Below are 15,132 nucleotides of genomic sequence, written 5' to 3'. Positions count from 1 at the left end.
AATCATCGTGGAATCACTTCACTTCTGTTGGAATTCTCAGCGCACTAACGTGGTACGCAAGTGATTGGGCAGAGGATAGGGCGAAGGTGCCCCAGAATCCTCGGCGCCAATGAATTTGGCCCTACGTGGACCGAACCCCACCCACGCACGCGCGCGCGATGGGTACCCCGTCCGGGGGGAGAGGACAACAACCCTCGTGGAGTTGGCCGCCCTTGGTCATCGTTGTGGCATTTGCCCCCCTACCCCAACAGCCCCGCAGTACTCCGTAGCCGTGTACTTGGCGGATCTATCCATGCCGCTGAATGCGGCTACAAGGCGTCCACGGTCGAAGCGCGCCGGTACGGTGCGGTACTGGCAAAGCCCTTTCAGGTTGCCCGCTTCTCCGATCAGGTTGCCTTGCTGTGTGATCACGGCAGGGCAGGGAATTGAGTACTCATCACCTGTGGACGACTGGTAGCGATTGACCCAGCCGGGCGGCATCATCACTATGGACCGATCGACCCAGACGTGTGCGTCGGATCGTCTGGGAGTCCCGTCTATGTCGTTGCCTGCGCCAGCAATGTTGTTCGGTGTGACTGTCATGCGTTGTTGTCCTGTTCTGTGTTCGAGCCGTGGATGCCTCGGGATCGCTTGCCGATGTGGCCGGTCGTGGTCATTCCTGCCAGCGCCTTCCGTCCTGACTGACGCCCGAAGTGGTTGCGCCGGCCCTTGGCCTGGACGCCTTCTCCCGCATAAGCCATTGCTGATAGCGGTGGTTCCAGTCCAGGGAGGTTTCGCCCCGTGTCTTGTCGCGGAACTTGGCGGTGAACTCAGCGAGGTTGACGCCTAACTCGCTTGCAAGTCGTTGCAGCTGTTCACCCGGCGCCCAGTCCTCAGGGAGAACCCCAGGCGTAGCTAGCTGCTCTTGGTCTTCTGGATGGTCTTCTAATGCGTAAGGCTCGTTTACACACTCATGTAAACCTCGTTTACACGTGGCCACAGTCTCGTTTACACGCCCAACCTGTACTGCCAACGAGAGTTCCGCAGCCTCGGCGGCACTGAACGGCGTGTGACTGGCGTGATAGGTGACGCCAACTTGCTTCCCGCTTGGGCCGATTACTGGCTGTCGGATCAGTAGCCGGTCCTCTGACTCAAGACCCTTGATTGCTGCGTCCACTGCCGGCCGGCTGAGACCTAAAGTGGTTGCCGCACTGGACTTCATGATTCGGAACCCATCCTCATGACTGAGGAGGAACAGCAACACCTTTAGCCGTGTCGGCTTGATGGTTGACCTAGCAATGCTATTCGCGGCTTTGAGGAAGTCCCGTTGAGGTACATGCCACTTCTTGACGGCATCTGCCCCCCTCATTGGCCTCCCGCGTTGGCCGTTCGCTTCAGATGCCGAATCCGGTGGGCCTCAAACCTGTCGAGGCAATCGTTGACAGCATCCCGCAGCCGTAGCGCCTCAGCTTCGGTCATCGACAGGTTGATGCACCGGGAGTTGGTGGTTTCGAGCCGGAACACAGTTGCCCCGTTGCGGTTGAACCATGACAGGTTGAACTCGTGGCCTTGCTGGTTATAAGTCACTTGCCCGCCTTGATGAGGGCCGCGATTCGATCCCGCTGTGCAGGTGCCAGCGGTGGCGCTTTCGCTACGACTCGCATGATGTAGTCGCTGATCTGCGCTTCTGCCAGTTCACGTTTACGGGCGATGGCTTCGGGCTTTTTCCAGCGAGCCGCTGCACCCGCAAGGCCAGCGGCACGACAAACACTTGACGGGTCATACGCCATAAAAGATGCTCCTACACAGGGATTTCGCGTGCTCCGGGCACGTGAAAGAGACCGGCCAAAGGCCGGCAGTGGATTTGGGACTTGGTAGTGGAGCGGGGCGGTTGAGGATGGCACCCGCAGGTGCGCTTTCCTCAGGGCTTCAGGCCCTCCGCTGACTCGACTCCAACTGTGACACGGGCGTCACGGCCGATCATCTCGACCCTTGACTTTTGCACCGCTCGTGTATTAGAGATTACACCTAGTGTCCGACATATCCATAGAACGCGAGATGTTGTGAACCACAATGACGAAACTCGCAGGTGGTACGGCATGCGACCATCCGAGGTGATGCCATGCATCGACGTGTCACAGGTCACAATTCAGTGGCAAGTAGTTCAAGGATTGAGGTAGCTCTCGGAGCGCGCCAGCGCGCCTTTCCTGTTCCCTGTTCCCTGTTCCCTCGTGTCGTCTGCATGAGTTCTCATGCAAACGTCATGCGCCACGCCCAGATTGGGACTGAAACCGCAGGTCACACATCGGCGTCAATCTCTTTCCACTCAATCTCGACACTCTCAGGCTTGAAGGTGCGCACGCCTCGCCCGACAGGGTGAATGGTGACCTCCATAAGCGCCTCAATGATCGACCGCTTGCGCCCCGTTTCGAGGGCTTCCCACGCATCGCGAAGGTCGCTCTTGCGCACCAGTGGCGCGATCAGGTCAGCACTTCCCGCAGCAGCAATCTCGGCCTCAATCTCAGCCAGCCGGATCCTGACTCGGGTTGTCACAGTGCGGAATTGAGCGTCAGTGATGGCACCTTCCGCATAGGTCACCGCCACCTCATCAAGTCGCTTCCGCAAGGTGTCGGCCTCCTCCGACAGAGGACGGGTGTCCCGTTCCACCTGAGGCGCAAACGTCGCCAGCGCGTCGGGTCGGCTCAGCCGTTCCACGGCGACTGCACATACGAACTCGTCAATGGGGTCAGACAGCCGAGATACATGCTTGAGGCTGCGGCACCGATAGGCAGGCTTCCCGTGGCTTGAGGCCCCACCGTGAACTGTGTCCAAGCAAACTGCACACATTGCAACACCTGTGAGTAGCTTCTTACGGCCCTTCACAGGCTTCCACCGCGCCGGGTCCGTCAAGACAGCCACGGCTGCCCGCCAAGCGTCCTCAGACACCAGTGCCGGCCACTCAGCCGTTGCCACGATTCCGAGCGTCGGGTTCTGCCGGATTGAGGCCCGCTGTCCCTGTTCTCGGTGCCGCCTCAGTCCGGCATAACGCGGATTCGTCAGCACGTCCTTGGCATTCTGGTGATTCCACAGCTTCTCGGTGCCGTCTCTCTGACCCTGCGGTGTACGGAGACCGGCCGCATTCCACCTCCGGGCAACGTCACCCATGCTGAGGCCCGCCAACACGTCTGAGTAGCCCTGGCGGATCAGCTCAGCCTCAGACTCACGAATGATCACACCATCGGACTCGTAGCCGAACGCACGCCTCCCCCCGGTCCACCGGCCCAGCTTCGCCGCCTGAGCCTGCGCCGACTTGTGCCGGGCCGACTTCCGTTCCATCTCACCCTGACCGACGCTTGCCAGAATGCGGGCTACCAGGCGTCCGCCGTCCGTGGACGTGTCCACGCTGTCGGAAGCAGTCACGATGAACACCCCGTGCGCGTCGCAGCGTTCAAGAGCGCTTTCCATCTCGGACAGCCTTCGCAGCAGACGGTCAATGTGGCGCGCTGCGATCACGTCCACGTCACCGGCGTCCACCGCCTCCATCATCCGATTGAAGGCGGGGCGTGGCTTGCGAGAGGTTGCACTAACGTCGTTATCAACATATTCAGCTGCGACACTCCAACCGCGTGCCTCGACCATGCGGTGCACGTCTTCGCGTTGGCGATCAATTCCGAGCTGTTCACCGGATCGGTCTTGACTCTGCCTCAGGTACACAGCTACTCTCACTTGAGCTATCGTAGTGCATTTGACACCCTGAGGGCGCGGTCGGCGCCCCGGGCGGTGATCTGCCCCTCCCGCAGCGCCCCCTCCAGCGGACGGAGCGCCGCACGGGAGATCCGGAACCGTTGCCGCAGAGCCGGACCCGGCACCTCCGCGTTGGTCCGCCAACCGAACTCACGCCACCTCTCGACCGCCGTCGCCCGTGCGGCCGCCACCCTCGCCCGCACTTCCGCCGTCGACTCGGCGGCCTCCCCGTTCAGTGCGCCGACGGAGAGCGGCTGCATGCTCACCCGCAGATCCACCCGATCGAGCAGCGGACCCGACAGCTTCCCCAGGTAGCGCCTGCGCGTGGTCGGCGCGCAGACGCAGTCCTCCGTGCGGGGCGGCGCGCACGGGCACGGATTCGCCGCCAGCACCAGCTGGAACCGTGCCGGGTAGCAGGCCACCCCGTCCCGCCGCGCGATCCGGACCTCACCGTCCTCGAGCGGGGTGCGCAGTGCCTCCAGCGCCTTCACACCCAGCTCGGCGCACTCGTCGAGGAAGAGCACGCCCCGATGCGCGCGGCTCACCGCACCGGGCCGTGCCATCCCGGACCCGCCGCCGACCAGCGCGCTGATCGAACAGGTGTGGTGCGGGGCGACGAAGGGCGGCTCGGTGATCAGCGGCCGCTTGCTGGTGAGCAGCCCCGCCACCGAATGGATCGCGGTCACCTCGAGGGCCTCCTGCTCGCTCAACGGCGGCAGCACCCCCGGAAGCCGTTGCGCCAGCATCGTCTTCCCGATACCGGGCGGACCGGTCAGCATCAGGTGGTGCGCCCCCGCGGCCGCCACCTCCAGCGCCAACCGCGCGTCGCCCTGGCCCGCCACGTCGCTGAGGTCGGCCGTCGTCCGTTCGGGCGGCACCTCCAGCGGGGCAGGCCCGGGCAGCACCAACTCCCCTCGCAGCCACTCGATCACCTCCCGGAGGTTGCGCGCGCCCCACACCTCGATGCCGTCCACCAGACCGGCCTCGGCCAGCGCCGGGTACGGCACCACCACGGCGGGCCGTCCCGCGGACTTGGCCGCCAGCACGGCGGGCAGCACGCCGCGGACCCCGCGCAGCCGGCCGTCCAGCGCGAGCTCGCCGAGCAGCACGGCCTTGTCCAGGTCCGCGCTCGGCACCCGCCCGTCCGCGACCAGGACCGCGCAGGCCAGCGCGAGGTCGAATCCGCTGCCGCCCTTCGGCAGGGTCGCGGGTGAGAGCGCCAGGATCACCCGCGAATCCGGCCATCGCTCACCGGAGTTGGTGACCGCGGCCCGCACCCGGTCCCGCGATTCCTGCAGCGCGGTGTCGGGCAGCCCGACCAGGTGCACCCCGGGCAGCCCGCGCCCGATGTCCGCCTCGATCTCCACCAACTGACCGTCGACGCCGCGCACCGCCACCGCGTAGGCCCGCCCGAGCGCCATCAGAACACCGCGCGCAGGTGTTCGAGCACCGGATCCCGGCCGGACTCGACCACGACGGCGACCACGTCGAACCGAACGTGCCGCCAGCCGTGCGGCTGCTCGGCCAACCACAACCCGGCCAGCCGGCGGATCCGCCCTTGCTTCGCGAACGTCACCGCCTCGGCGGGCGTGCCGTAGCCCCGGCCCGATCGCGTCTTCACCTCGACGAAGACGACCGCGTCCCCCTCCCTGGCGATGAGATCCAGCTCGCCGTAGCGGCACCGCCAGTTCCGCGCGAGGATCGTCAGGCCCGCGCGGGTGAGGTGGTCCGCGGCCAACTCCTCGCCCCATGCCCCAGCTCCAGGTTTCGTGCCATGACCAGACGATGCACCGCGGCCGGGACGAATCGCACCCGGCGGCGGCCGATTTCGCGGTACCTGTGGATGGATCCCGGCCTGTGGAGAACGCAGCAGACCGTCCCTGTCACCGGCGACACCTACACTCGGCCGGTCGCCCGATCCCGCACGCAGACAGGAGGCGGCGTGGCCAACCGCACGTACCTCTACACCACTCCCCTTGCCCCACAGACGGATCCCTCCGCGGCCGGCACCCGGCGTCTCGCAGGCGTCTCCGAGTGGTCGTACGCGATACCGCTGGTCCCCGGATCCTCGTCTCCGTGGACCCCCGCGCCCACCAGTCGATCATCTGGGACGACACCCCCGACCTGATCGCGGTCACCGCGCGCTGCGGCCCCGGCATCGCCCGGCTCGAGAAGTTCCTGAGCCGCATCGACCACCCGGGTCTCGGCACTATGGCCGAGGACGCGCTGCGCTTCCTGCGCGCCCACACCGAACCCGACGACCATTTCGTCCTCGAATGCGGCGAGATCTTCGCGATGGACGACGAGCCGTTCGCCGACCAGGGCGCGGCACTGCTGGCCGGGCTGGCGGACATCGACGCCGAGATGGAGGCCGCGCTGGCTGGGCTCGCGCCCACCAAGCCGAGTTTCTGGCAGCGGGTGTTCACGCCGTCACAGGAGAGCATCGAGGAACCGCTCCGAGAGCTCGGACTGGGCTACTGGTCCGACGCGCTGTACTTCGAGCTCGACGGCCCGCGATAGGCCCGGCCGCGCGTCGGTGCCGCGGTCTACGCTCGTCCGGGTGAGTTCCGAGAAGATGCTGGCCCGGATCGGCGGCCTGCTCCGCCAGGCCGAGTCCACCACCAACCCGCACGAGGCCCAGGCCTTCATGGAGGCCGCGCAGCGCCTCGCCACCGCCACCTCGATCGACCTCGCCGTCGCGCGCTCGCACACCTCGCGCCGCGAGCAGCGCGTCACCCCCACCCAGCGGGTAATCGCGATCGGCGAGACCGGCAAGAAGGGGCTGCGCACTTATGTGCACCTGTTCGTCAGCATCGCGGCCGCCAACGACGTGCAGTGCGACGTCGCACACAACTCGACGCAGGTGTTCGCCTACGGGTTCGGCACCGACATCGACGCCTGCGAGGCGTTGTACTCGAGCCTGCTGGTGCAGATGGTCCGGGCCTCGGACGCGTTCATCAAGTCGGGCGCACACCGGCCGGTCGCCGGGGTCACAGCCAGGCTGAACTTCCAGCTCGCATTCGCCGCCCGGATCGGCGAGCGGCTGGCAACCGCGAAGAAGGCCGCCGAGGCCGAGGCGGTCCGCGCGGACGCGTCCACGGGCCCCGAACTGACCGGCACCGCGCTGGTGCTGCGCGACAAGCAGCTCGAGCTGTCCGACTTCTACCGTCAGACGTCGCAGGCGCGCGGGACGTGGCGGGGGTCCAAGGCCACGGCGGGGCACTCCTCGACCGCGCGGCGGGCGGGCGACAGGGCGGGCCGGGCCGCGCGCCTCGGGCACGCGCCGGAGCTCGCGGGCGCGAGGAAGCAGCTCGAGTGAGCACCGACCGCGACAGCCAGCGCTCCCGGGTCTACGAGGCCGAGTCCGTCGTGCGCACGGTGTTCGACCGCGCCGACAAGGGGGCACGCGAACTCGAGCTGTTCGGCTCCACGATCACGCTGCCGGTGGAGCGGAAGTTCGCCTCGGTCGACTCGGTGCAGGACTACGCGGACCGGGTGCTGGCCCTGAACTGGGTGCGCGAGCGCTGGCCGGGCGCGGCCGTCCCGGTCACCGTCCGCGCGCGGGCCGGGGCGGCCGCCGCCCACTACGAGGCCGGCGCGGCGACCATCGCGGTGCCGCTGCACACCCGCGGTACGGCATGGGCGCTGCGCGAGCTGGTGGTCCTGCACGAGCTGGCCCATCACCTCGAGCCGGACGGCGCGGCACTGGCCCCGCACGGCCCCGAGTTCATCGATCGCTACCTGGTCCTGGTCGGCGAGATCATCGGCGGCGAGGCCGCCTTCGTCCTGCGGACCACAATGCTGGAGAACGGCGTCCGGATCGCCTGATGCGCGCCCAGCGACCGCGCACACCCATTGACGAGAACGCACACCCCTTGAGTGATCAAGGGGTGTGCGAACTCGGCAAAAAATGTGCGGCGGCGTGCGCGCCCTACTCCCCGAACGGCCCGTTCTCGGGCAGCCGCAGGTCGGACTTCTCCAGCTCCTCGATGTTGACGTCCTTGAAGGTGATGACCCGGACGTGCTTGACGAACCGCGCGGGGCGGTACATGTCCCACACCCAGGCGTCGGCCATCCGCACCTCGAAGTAGATCTCCCCGTCCGCGTTGTGCGGGATCAGCTCGACGGAGTTCGCCAGGTAGAACCGGCGTTCGGTCTCCACTACGTAGGCGAACTGGCCGACGATGTCCTTGTACTCACGGTAGAGCGAGAGCTCCATCTCCGTTTCGTACTTCTCGAGATCTTCGGCACTCATCTGTTTCGCCGTCCTCCTGCTCTGTGGTGAACCATCATCATCCCGCACGCACCTCCGCGGTGTGCATTTCGCCCACCTCATCGACCGCCGAGCGCACCGGATCGCGCTGCATCAGTCGCGCGGCGGCGACGTTCGCGTACGACATCCGGTGCTCGCGACTCGGGCCGAGCGCGGCCATCGCCGCGGTGTGCGCGGCCGTGCTGTACCCCTTGTGCGCGGCGAACCCGTACCCGGGCAGTTCCGTGTCCATCGCCACCATCGTGCGGTCGCGCGAGACCTTCGCCAGCACGCTGGCCGCCGCGATGCACGCCGCCGACGCGTCGCCGCCGATCACCGGCAGTGACGGCGCGGGCAGGCCCGGCACCCGAAACCCGTCCGTCAGAACATATCCCGGGGACAACGCCAGGCCCGCGACCGCGCGACGCATGCCCTCGATGTTCGCCACGTGCACGCCGAGCGAGTCGACCTCCCACGCCGGGATCTCCACGATGCACCAGGCCCTGGCGATTCGCGTGATGGCGGGGAACAGCTGCTCCCGAGTCCGCTCGGTCAGCTTCTTGGAGTCGTCGAGGTTCTCCAGGGCCGGGTGCAGCTTGGGCCCCAACGCGCAGGCGGCGACCACGAGCGGGCCCGCGCAGGCGCCGCGGCCGGCCTCGTCGACGCCCACCACGGGGCCGAGGCCGCTACGGATGAGGGCAGACTCCATCGTCCGCAGGCCAGCCGCTCTGCGGATGATCGTCCTCGGTGGCCAGGTACTCACTGTCCTTGGATATCAGGCGAATCGATGAGGCCCCAGCGCGAGGGCGGCAGCACGATGGCGACGGCCTTGCCGATGACGTTGTCCACGGGCACGCTTCCGTTGTACTCGTCGCCGACGTGGTAGCGCGAGTCCGCAGAGTTGTTGCGGTTGTCGCCCATCATCCAGAGGTTGCCCTCGGGACGGTGACGGGACCGAAGCATCGACCCGACTTGAGCGGGGTGTCGCAGGTCTGGGTGCCCGGGGTGAAGGGGAAGTCGGTGACGACGTACGGCTCGTCGATCGGCTTGCCGTCGACCAGGATCCGGCCCTGGTCGTCGCAGCACTCGACGGTCTGACCACCGGTAGCGATGACTCGCTTGACGAGATCGTTCTCGTCCGGCGGCACGAGCCCGACCAGGGAACCGAACTCCTGCAATCCGCGGACCACCGGGTTGTCGGAGCGGGTGGACGACCATCCGCTGTTCCAGGACTCCGGGCCCTTGAACACGATCACGTCACCGGGCTGCGGTTCGCCGAAGCGATAGCTGATCTTCTCGACGGCGATCCGGTCGCCGGTGCAGCCGTTGCACCCGTGCAGCGTGGGTTCCATCGACTCCGACGGAATCAGGTACACCCTGACGATGAAGGTCTGCAGCAGAAAGCTCATCACGAGCGCGACGAGAATGAGGATGGGGAGTTCCCGCCAGAACGAGCGGGGTTTCTTCTCGACCCTTCCCGACGTCGGTTCGGGGGATTCGGCGCCGTCCGGCGCCGTCGATTCCTGAGGGGTATTTACCACCGGAACAGGTTAGCCCGGCCCAGGAACGGTGGTGCTGTTCCGGGGCCGGGCCGACGTGAAAAAGATCAGCGCTTTTCCTTGATCTTGGCGGCCTTGCCACGCAGATCGCGGAGGTAGTACAGCTTGGCGCGACGGACGTCACCACGGGTGAGGACCTCGACCTGAGCGATGTTCGGGCTGTGCACCGGGAAAGTGCGCTCGACGCCGACGCCGAAGGACACCTTGCGAACGGTGAAGGTCTCGCGGATGCCGCCGCCCTGGCGACGGATCACGACGCCCTTGAAGACCTGCACGCGCTCCTTCGAGCCTTCGATGACCTTGACGTGCACGTTCAGGGTGTCGCCGGGACGGAACTCCGGAATGTCGTCGCGGAGAGAGCGGGCGTCCAGAAAGTCCAGGGTGTTCATCGGTTGTTCCATCCTTGCGTTTTCGCACGAGTAGAGGAACCGAGCGGCACTGCTCACGCTGTGCTCGGCTGGTTCGTACTCCGATTAGGTAGGTGTGGCCTGTACAGGCAACCCGTCAATTGTGCCAGACAACCAGGACGGGACGAAATCGGGACTACCGAGGCACCCGCTCGTGGTGCGGGGCGGGGGGCGCGGCGCGCACGGTCCGCTCCAACTCCTGCTCGGTCGCGACCCTCACATGCTCGACGCTCGGCTTGCCCGCGACGAGGTCCTGCACGTAGATCTTCGCCCGGACCACCGGCCGGTGGTAGCGCTTCTCCCGTTCGATCGCCCGCAGCATCTTCTTCGGCCGCTCCGCGTAGCGCCACCGCGCCCACGGCGCCCCTGGTCGGCTCAGCCGGATCGCGCCGACCAGGAGCACCGGGAAGATGAACATCCCCAGCAGGGCGGTCCAGATCTTGCCCTTGGCGATCACCACCGCCGCGATCATCAGGCCCAACACGGTGATCAGCACCACCAACCCGCGGACCCACCAGGGCTCCTGCCCTCGGAAGTCCTCGACGTCCAGGATCGCCGTCGGGCGGGCGCCGAGCAGCAGCAGCCCGGTGACCGCGATGGCGACGAACACCGCGTCGACGGAGGTCCGGCCCTGCTCCGCCCAGTAGACGTCCTTGAGGTAGAAGATCAGTGCGAACTCGTCGAGGACCAGCGCGGCGCCGACCCCGAAGACGCCTGCGAGTACCGCGCCGGTCGTCGAGCTGCCGTCCTCGAACACGGCGATCAGCCAGCCGCCGCTGATGAGCATGGCCACCACGCCGAACACAACGTGATGCACGTGCTGGCCACCGGGGGTGACGTTGCCGGGCCACCACCGGACGTTCGCCCGGATCATCCGCACGCTGAGCCGGATGAACGCGAAGCCACCGATGAAACCCAGGAAGAACATGAGCAGCGGCAGCTTGCCCGGCTCGATGATCGCCCGCTCCAGCCAGTGGTTCATCAGCTCGGCCCTTGCGTCCTGACGATGCAGCGGAACCCGACGTGGCAGGTGGAGGTCTCCTCGGTCTCCCCTGGCGGGCGGCGGGGCGATAGCGGAGGCAGTAGTTGGGCGCGCACAGGTGCGAGCCGCCCTTGATGACCCGGCGCGGGTAGCTCTCGCCCTCGGTCCGCGCCGCCGACTCCGACCTCGGGTTGCGCGGGATACAGCACGAGCTCGCCGGGTTGACGTTCTTCCCGCCCGCGCTGTGGTCGGCGGTGTGGAAGTCGGTCGTCCACTCCCACACGTTGCCCGCGACGTCCAGGAGCCCGTAGCCGTTGGGCTTGAAACTCCCGACCGGCGAGGTCCCGACGAACCCGTCCTCGACGAGGTTCTGCCACGGGAACTGGCCCTGCCAGGTGTTGGCCTGCTGCTTCCCGCCGGGTGTGTACTCGTCGCCCCACGCGAAGGCCTTGCGGTCGAGACCCCCGCGGGCGGCGAACTCCCACTCGGCCTCGGTCGGCAATTCCTTGCCCGCCCACGCGGCGTAGGCCTGGGCGTCCACATAGGCGACGTGCGTCACCGGGTGCCGCTCGCGCCCGCCGACGTTGCTGTCCGGGCCCTCCGGGTGACGCCAGTCCGCGCCCGGCACCCAGGACCACCACTGCTGGTAGTCGTCGAGCGAGACCGGCCCGGGCGGCGGGGTGAACACCAGCGAGCCAGGCACCAGCAGCGCAGGGTCGGCGCCGGGGTAGTCGGCGGGGTCGGGCGCGGTCTCGGCGACGGTGACGTGGCCGGTGTCCTTCACGAAACGCCGGAACTCCGCGACGGTCACCTGGTGGGTGTCCATCCAGAAGCCGTCCACCTCGACCTGATGGACGGGCTTCTCCTCCGGGTAGAAATCCTCCGAGCCCATCCAGAAGAGACCGCCCGGAACCCAGGACATGTTTTTGAGTGGGGTGTTCAACGACTGGGTGCTCGACGCCATGCAAGGAAGCATGTCACCTCACCCGCACCCCGCGCAGCCACCACCGGTCACCCTTTTCGGGTGGTTCCCGGCGACCCGCCGACTGAGAGCATGCCATTCATGGGAACTGCCATTGGTGACATTCTTCCGCTCGCTCTCGGCGTCGCGATCAGTCCGATCCCGATCATCGCCGCGATCCTCATGCTGCTGACGCCGAAGGCGGGGAGCACCGCGACGGCGTTCACCGCCGGCTGGATTCTCGGCATCGCGCTCGGGTACGCGGTGATCGTGACGATCGCCAGCGTGGTCGGCCTGGACAGCTCGTCGGGCGGGAACGCGACGACCGCGACCATCAAGATCATCCTTGGCGTCGCGCTGCTCGGGCTGGCGCTCAAGCAGTGGCGTGGCAGGCCCGCGCCTGGCGCGGAACCGACCATGCCCGCCTGGCTCGCCGCCATCGACAAGGTCACCCCAGGCAAGGCGCTCGGGCTCGGCTTCGCACTGTCCGCGGTGAACCCGAAGAACCTGCTGATGATCGTCGGCGCGGCGGTGGCCGTCGCCAACCTCGGGGTCAGCGGCGTCACGCTGGTGGTCACCGGGGTGGTCTTCACCATCCTGGCCGCCAGCACGGTGGCGGTGCCGGTGATCGCCTACTTCGTCGCCAAGGAGAAGGCGACGGTCTGGCTGCAGAACCTCAAGTCCTGGCTGACCGCCAACAACGCGGCCGTGATGGCGACGCTGCTGCTGGTGATCGGCGTGGTGATGATCGGCAAGGGCCTCGGCGGGTACTAGGCGCTGCGCGCCTGTGCGCGGTTGACGAGTCTCTGGACTCGTCAACCGCGCACAGGCGGCGGAGCCGCCTACTTGCCGAAGCCGGCCTTGCGGAGGGCGTCGGCCATCGAGCCGCTCGCCGGGCTGCTGCCACCCGACCCGCCGCCCTGACGCTGGCCGCCGCCCCGCTGCCCACCGCCACGCTGGCCGCCACCCTGACGTGATCCACCGTCCCGCTGGCCCCCGCCCTGCCGCTGACCACCTGCGGCGCGCTGTCCGCCGCCCTGGCCGTCCTGCTTGGCCGCGCCGGGCTCGTCGTCCAGGCGCAGGCTCAGCCCGATGCGCTGGCGCGGCAGGTCGACCTCCATCACCTTCACCTTCACGACGTCGCCGGACTTGACCACCTCGCGCGGGTCCTTCACGAAGTTGTGCGACATCGCGGAGACGTGCACGAGCCCGTCCTGGTGCACGCCGACGTCGACGAAGGCGCCGAAGGCCGCGACGTTGGTGACCACGCCCTCGAGCGTCATGCCGGGCTTGAGGTCGGCGACCTTCTCCACACCCGACGCGAACGTCGCGGTCTTGAACTCCGGGCGCGGGTCGCGGCCCGGCTTCTCCAGCTCGGCGATGATGTCGGTGACGGTCGGCAGGCCGAACTTGTCGTCGGCGAAGTCCTGCGGCCGCAGCGCCCGCAGCGCCGTGGTGTTGCCGATGATCTCCTTGACGCCGGTTCCGGTGGCCTCCACGATCCGCCGCACGACGGGGTACGCCTCCGGGTGCACCGCGGAGGCGTCCAGCGGGTCGTCGCCGTCGGTGATCTTGAGGAAGCCCGCGCACTGCTCGAACGCCTTGGGACCAAGCCGCGCCACGTCGAGGATGCCCGCGCGGGCGCGGAAGGGACCGTTCGCGTCGCGGTGCGCGACGATGGACTCGGCCAGCGAGCCGGTGATGCCCGAGACCCGCGAGAGCAGCGGCACCGACGCGGTGTTGACGTCGACGCCGACCGCGTTCACCGCGTCCTCGACCACCGCGGCCAGCGAGCGCGCCAGCAGCGTCTCGGAGATGTCGTGCTGGTACTGGCCGACGCCGATCGACTTCGGGTCGATCTTCACCAGCTCGGCCAGCGGGTCCTGCAGCCGGCGCGCGATCGACACCGCGCCGCGGATGGACACGTCAAGGTCCGGCAGCTCGGCGGAGGCGTACGCGGAGGCGGAGTACACCGAGGCGCCCGCCTCGGAGACCATCACCTTGGTGAGCCCGGCCTCGGGGAACTTCTTGATCAGGTCCGCCGCAAGCGCGTCCGTCTCGCGCGAGGCGGTGCCGTTGCCGATCGCGATCAGGTCGACCTTGTGCTTGGCGGCCAGCGCGGCGAGCGTCGCCAGCGACTGGTCCCACTTGTTGGCCGGCTGGTGCGGGTAGATGGTGTCGTAGGCGAGCACCTTGCCGGTGGAGTCGACGACGGCGACCTTGGTGCCCGTCCGGAACCCGGGGTCGAGGCCCATCGTGGCGCGGGTGCCCGCGGGCGCGGCGAGCAGCAGGTCCTTGAGGTTCATCGCGAACACGTCGACGGCGTCCCGCTCGGCCGACTGACGCAGCCGCATCCGGGTGTCGATGCCGAGCGTGATGAGCATCTTGGTCTTCCAGGCCCAACGGACGGTGTCGAGCAGCCACCGGTCCGCGGCGCGCCCGCGGTCCGCGACGCCGAACCGGCCTGCGATGCGGCCCTCGTAGACGCTGACCTCGCCGAGCGGGAGCTCCTCGGTCTCGGGGTCGAGGGTCAGCGAGAGCACCTCCTCCTTCTCGCCGCGGAACATGGCGAGGATGCGGTGGCTGGGCAGCTTGCCGAAGGGCTCGGAGAACTCGAAGTAGTCGGCGAACTTGGCGCCCTCGGTCTCCTTGCCCTTGCGGACCGCGGACTTGACCTGGCCGCGGGTCCACATCAGCTCGCGCAGCTCGCCGACCAGGTCGGCATCCTCGGCGAACTGCTCGACCAGGATGGCGCGGGCACCCTCGAGCTGCTCGGCGGTGTACTGCGCTGGGTCGGTGGTCGGGTCCGACAGCAGGGCGTCGGCGACGGGCTGGTGCCCGGCCTCGCGCGCGATCTGTGCCTTGGTACGCCGCTTCGGCTTGAACGGCAGGTAGATGTCCTCGAGGCGGGCCTTGGTGTCCGCGAGCATGATCTGCGCATGGAGCTCAGGATCGAGCTTGTCCTGGGAGCGGATCGACTCGAGCACCGCGACCCGGCGCTCGTCGAGCTCACGCAGGTACCGCAGCCGCTCCTCGAGCGTGCGCAGCTGGGCGTCGTCGAGGGTCCCGGTGACCTCCTTGCGGTACCGGGCGATGAAGGGAACCGTCGCGCCGCCGTCGAGCAGTTCGACCGCCGCGCGGACCTGCTCTTCCCGGACGCCGAGTTCCTCCGCGATGCGCGCGTTGACTGATTTCAGAGCTGGTGCATTCGGAGCTGAGGTCACGGCGATCGACCCTACCGGCAGCCA

Annotated in this window: 13 protein-coding genes and 3 pseudogenes; 4 read left to right on the top strand and 12 right to left on the bottom strand. The window is 67.7% G+C overall.

Annotated elements, in window-relative coordinates; genetic code table 11:
* Positions 1 to 1,344: 1,344 nt before the first annotated feature.
* The 5 genes and pseudogenes from BTZ20_RS09855 to BTZ20_RS09840 form a co-directional block, all read right to left on the bottom strand.
* Positions 1,345 to 1,566: a hypothetical protein gene (locus tag BTZ20_RS09855; RefSeq protein WP_077041226.1), complete on the bottom strand. Its 222-nt coding sequence runs from the start codon at positions 1,564 to 1,566 to the stop codon at positions 1,345 to 1,347.
* Positions 1,563 to 1,769 carry a hypothetical protein gene (locus tag BTZ20_RS26690; RefSeq protein WP_145982263.1) on the bottom strand — a complete coding sequence of 69 codons (207 nt, stop codon included), beginning with the start codon at positions 1,767 to 1,769 and terminating at the stop codon, positions 1,563 to 1,565. The genes BTZ20_RS09855 and BTZ20_RS26690 overlap by 4 nt, the downstream gene beginning before the upstream one ends.
* A 508-nt stretch (positions 1,770 to 2,277) precedes the next feature.
* Positions 2,278 to 3,705: a recombinase family protein gene (locus BTZ20_RS09850; protein ID WP_189636621.1), complete on the bottom strand. Its 1,428-nt coding sequence runs from the start codon at positions 3,703 to 3,705 to the stop codon at positions 2,278 to 2,280.
* Positions 3,706 to 3,725: 20 nt separating this feature from the next.
* Positions 3,726 to 5,144 (bottom strand): annotated as a pseudogene (locus tag BTZ20_RS09845) (YifB family Mg chelatase-like AAA ATPase); the annotation flags it as partial.
* Positions 5,144 to 5,461, bottom strand: a complete 318-nt coding sequence (locus tag BTZ20_RS09840) for a YraN family protein (protein ID WP_262982564.1) — start codon at positions 5,459 to 5,461, stop codon at positions 5,144 to 5,146. The gene BTZ20_RS09840 and the pseudogene BTZ20_RS09845, both read right to left, overlap by 1 nt.
* Positions 5,462 to 5,799: 338 nt before the next feature.
* On the opposite strand from BTZ20_RS09840, the gene BTZ20_RS09835 reads away from it, so the two are divergent.
* The 3 genes from BTZ20_RS09835 to BTZ20_RS09825 are packed head-to-tail and all read left to right on the top strand — an operon-like array spanning position 5,800 to position 7,551.
* On the top strand, positions 5,800 to 6,243 hold the full coding sequence (locus BTZ20_RS09835) for a hypothetical protein (protein ID WP_223263704.1): 444 nt from the start codon (positions 5,800 to 5,802) through the stop codon (positions 6,241 to 6,243).
* Between the two features lie 40 nt (positions 6,244 to 6,283).
* Positions 6,284 to 7,042 (top strand): DUF2786 domain-containing protein, encoded by a 759-nt coding sequence (locus tag BTZ20_RS09830; protein WP_077041223.1) that lies wholly within the window; start codon positions 6,284 to 6,286, stop codon positions 7,040 to 7,042.
* A complete protein-coding gene (locus tag BTZ20_RS09825) occupies positions 7,039 to 7,551 on the top strand; it encodes a TIGR04338 family metallohydrolase (protein ID WP_077041222.1) in 513 nt (170 codons plus the stop codon). The genes BTZ20_RS09830 and BTZ20_RS09825 overlap by 4 nt, the downstream gene beginning before the upstream one ends.
* A 103-nt stretch (positions 7,552 to 7,654) precedes the next feature.
* Here the strand turns inward: BTZ20_RS09825 and BTZ20_RS09820 are convergent, their stop codons facing one another.
* The 6 genes and pseudogenes from BTZ20_RS09820 to BTZ20_RS09795 form a co-directional block, all read right to left on the bottom strand.
* Positions 7,655 to 7,978 carry a DUF2469 domain-containing protein gene (locus tag BTZ20_RS09820; protein WP_072750096.1) on the bottom strand — a complete coding sequence of 108 codons (324 nt, stop codon included), beginning with the start codon at positions 7,976 to 7,978 and terminating at the stop codon, positions 7,655 to 7,657.
* A gap of 37 nt (positions 7,979 to 8,015) precedes the next feature.
* Entirely contained in the window at positions 8,016 to 8,738 is a 723-nt protein-coding gene (locus BTZ20_RS09815) for a ribonuclease HII (RefSeq protein ID WP_077041221.1), read from the bottom strand.
* Positions 8,735 to 9,516: pseudogene (lepB, locus tag BTZ20_RS09810) on the bottom strand (signal peptidase I). Before lepB ends, BTZ20_RS09815 begins: the two are co-directional and overlap by 4 nt.
* Before the next feature lie 65 nt (positions 9,517 to 9,581).
* On the bottom strand, positions 9,582 to 9,923 hold the full coding sequence (gene rplS, locus BTZ20_RS09805) for a 50S ribosomal protein L19 (RefSeq protein ID WP_027499292.1): 342 nt from the start codon (positions 9,921 to 9,923) through the stop codon (positions 9,582 to 9,584).
* Positions 9,924 to 10,077: 154 nt separating this feature from the next.
* Positions 10,078 to 10,923, bottom strand: coding sequence for a hypothetical protein (locus BTZ20_RS09800; protein WP_083742606.1), 846 nt, complete (start codon positions 10,921 to 10,923; stop codon positions 10,078 to 10,080).
* A pseudogene (locus tag BTZ20_RS09795) lies at positions 10,923 to 11,845 on the bottom strand (formylglycine-generating enzyme family protein). Before BTZ20_RS09795 ends, BTZ20_RS09800 begins: the two are co-directional and overlap by 1 nt.
* A 141-nt stretch (positions 11,846 to 11,986) precedes the next feature.
* Between BTZ20_RS09795 and BTZ20_RS09790 the strand changes: the two are divergent.
* Complete coding sequence (locus BTZ20_RS09790; RefSeq protein ID WP_077041220.1) at positions 11,987 to 12,658, top strand: GAP family protein; 672 nt, start codon at positions 11,987 to 11,989, stop codon at positions 12,656 to 12,658.
* Positions 12,659 to 12,726: 68 nt separating this feature from the next.
* On the opposite strand, the gene BTZ20_RS09785 is transcribed toward BTZ20_RS09790, so the two are convergent.
* Positions 12,727 to 15,108, bottom strand: coding sequence for a Tex family protein (locus tag BTZ20_RS09785; RefSeq protein ID WP_077041219.1), 2,382 nt, complete (start codon positions 15,106 to 15,108; stop codon positions 12,727 to 12,729).
* Between the last annotated feature and the right edge of the window lie 24 nt (positions 15,109 to 15,132).

This window comes from Rhodococcus sp. MTM3W5.2 (assembly GCF_001984015.1).
GTDB lineage: Bacteria > Actinomycetota > Actinomycetes > Mycobacteriales > Mycobacteriaceae > Rhodococcus_G > Rhodococcus_G oryzae.
The sequence above is the reverse complement of the archived record's forward strand: the minus strand, read 5'-3'. Positions and strand labels throughout refer to the sequence as shown.

What these genes read in the sequence shown, in the direction of transcription:
- BTZ20_RS26690 (WP_145982263.1), bottom strand. Translation starts at nt 1,769, where the DNA reads ATGGCGTATGACCCGTCAAGTGTTTGTCGTGCCGCTGGCCTTGCGGGT.
- BTZ20_RS09800 (WP_083742606.1), bottom strand. Translation starts at nt 10,923, where the DNA reads ATGAACCACTGGCTGGAGCGGGCGATCATCGAGCCGGGCAAGCTGCCG.
- BTZ20_RS09820 (WP_072750096.1), bottom strand. Translation starts at nt 7,978, where the DNA reads ATGAGTGCCGAAGATCTCGAGAAGTACGAAACGGAGATGGAGCTCTCG.
- rplS (WP_027499292.1), bottom strand. Translation starts at nt 9,923, where the DNA reads ATGAACACCCTGGACTTTCTGGACGCCCGCTCTCTCCGCGACGACATT.
- BTZ20_RS09790 (WP_077041220.1), top strand. Translation starts at nt 11,987, where the DNA reads ATGGGAACTGCCATTGGTGACATTCTTCCGCTCGCTCTCGGCGTCGCG.